This is a genomic window from Rhizobium sp. PDO1-076 (genome assembly GCF_000247475.1).
GTDB lineage: Bacteria > Pseudomonadota > Alphaproteobacteria > Rhizobiales > Rhizobiaceae > Allorhizobium.
Window position 1 is genome coordinate 1 of record NZ_AHZC01000271.1, and the last position, 1529, is coordinate 1529.

At 59.5% G+C, this 1529-nt stretch carries 3 protein-coding genes; 2 read left to right on the plus strand and 1 reads right to left on the minus strand.

Annotated elements, in window-relative coordinates; genetic code table 11:
* A partial coding sequence (locus tag PDO_RS14815) for an IS110 family transposase (RefSeq protein WP_007603268.1) occupies positions 1 to 507 on the minus strand: 507 nt, incomplete at its 3' end.
* A gap of 248 nt (positions 508 to 755) precedes the next feature.
* Here PDO_RS14815 and PDO_RS14820 point away from each other — a divergent pair.
* Complete coding sequence (locus PDO_RS14820; protein WP_007603269.1) at positions 756 to 1031, plus strand: type II toxin-antitoxin system ParD family antitoxin; 276 nt, start codon at positions 756 to 758, stop codon at positions 1029 to 1031.
* Positions 1028 to 1363, plus strand: a complete 336-nt coding sequence (locus PDO_RS14825; protein ID WP_007603270.1) for a type II toxin-antitoxin system RelE/ParE family toxin — start codon at positions 1028 to 1030, stop codon at positions 1361 to 1363. The genes PDO_RS14820 and PDO_RS14825 overlap by 4 nt, the downstream gene beginning before the upstream one ends.
* Positions 1364 to 1529 lie beyond the last annotated feature (166 nt).

The following is a 1529-nucleotide window of genomic DNA, read 5'->3' on the forward strand; positions in this document are numbered from 1 at the left end:
CCCGACAAGGACATTGTCTTCGAAAACGCGACCGGCTCCCTTTGGAATAACGAGACCGAAGGTTTTCATCAGTCCGCGGATCTGGTTCGACAAATCGCCGATCGTCTTTCGTAACTGTCCACGCGCCGAAACCAGCGTCCGGGTCAGCATGCTGTCGAAGCTCTTCACTCGGACTGCCCGATAGAACCCGACCTCGGCAAGATGCGCCAGGCCATCGGCATCATTCACATCCGTCTTGTTCGGTGCCATGTCGAGCGCTGCCTTGGCATGTCGCGCATCAATGCAGATCGCCGGCAATCCCTCTGCGGTGAGCGCATGGAAAAACCACACGGATAACGGGCCGGTCTCGAACACGACTCGCTCGGGAGCCGGCGCATGGTTGCGGATCAATGCCGCTAGCGCCTGCGGGTCGGAAGCACACTTGCCCCGCCAGGTCCGCTCTCCATTTCGCCGAATTGAAACCGTCGTATCTTTCAAAGAGACGTCGAGACCGATATATTCGCCCATGGTTGTTCTCCGTTTGATGCTGGGCCCGGCCAACGGCCGTGAGCCCGTACCTCATCCTATCGGGGAACAACCATCTTCGATGCAGCAATCGCATCAGCGCCCGGCGCTCCCGCGATTACCCTATGTTTTCTGTTCCGTTGCTACTCAGACCCCTATGAGCGCACTTGTCGAGGGAGAGCGGTTCCCGATCGCGTCTATATGTGATAGTGTTCAATCCTACTTAGCACGATCCAAGACGGGAGATTCCCATGCGCAGCACGCAACAGTTCAGCGTCACGTTGCCAAACGAAATGGCACAGATGGTCAAGACCAAGGTTTCGTCGGGCGAGTATGCCAGCGAGAGCGAGGTTATCCGCGACGGGCTGCGTGCCTTGCAGGCGCGCGACAAGGCCCTTGAAAGCTGGCTGCGCACGGAAGGCGTTGCCGCCTATGACAAGCTGAAGGCCGACCCGAGCCGGGCGCTCAGCGTTGACCAAGTGCGCCAGCATCTTGCCGACAAGCGCAAGCGGTCTGCCTCAGCGTGACACATATAATTCATTTCACCCCGGAGGCTCGCGACCAGCTCGACAAGCTGGAAGTCGATATTTCCGGGGCAGCGTCGCCCGCCGTGGCGGCGCGCTATGTCGATTCCATCGTGGATTATTGCGAGAAGCTGCAAACCCTTCCGCACCGAGGCACACGGCGCGACGATCTTCGGCCTGGCTTGCGAACGCTCGGGTTTCGCCGGCGTGTGACGATTCTGTTTGAGGTAGTGGACGGTGCGGTGAATATCATCGGCGTCTATTACGGCGGCCAGGACTACGAAGCGGCTTTGCGGGAGGGGGATTTCACGGATGATGACGACGACGAATTCTAGCCACCTTGCCCGCGAGATCGCGGAAATGGCAAGCGCGGCAGCGCCGCCTCGGGATCATGGACGCGGCCACCTATGATAAGATTCAGCATGTATCGCCCGCTCGTGTGAACGGTTGTCGAGAAGTGCGGGTATTCGGGCCAGCGCGTCGAGAAGTATACGGGAGGGG